The organism is Flavobacterium solisilvae (assembly GCF_012911605.1).
Lineage (GTDB): Bacteria > Bacteroidota > Bacteroidia > Flavobacteriales > Flavobacteriaceae > Flavobacterium > Flavobacterium solisilvae.
Genome location: NZ_JAAMPT010000071.1, coordinates 1 through 256 on the forward strand (window position 1 = coordinate 1; position 256 = coordinate 256).

At 34.8% G+C, this 256-nt stretch carries 1 protein-coding gene; it reads left to right on the plus strand.

Going from position 1 to position 256, the window contains the following annotated elements:
• Positions 1-256: transposase (locus G6042_RS00340; RefSeq protein WP_169522321.1), on the plus strand; the 256-nt coding region annotated here is incomplete at both ends.

The following is a 256-nucleotide window of genomic DNA, read 5'->3' on the forward strand; positions in this document are numbered from 1 at the left end:
TAAGCAGTCTAGAAGATACCATCAGTCAGGACAATCCTGTTCGATTTATAGATGCTTTTGTTAACAGTATCGACTTAGAGAAAATAGGATTTACACCCAGAGTATTAAAAACCGAAGGTCGCCCAAGTTTTGATACCAAGGTATTTTTAAAAATCTATTTGTATGGTTATTTAAACGGTATTCGTAGTTCGAGACGATTAGAAAAAGAGTGTCTTCGCAATATTGAATTGCAATGGCTTTTAGAAGCTATTTGTCC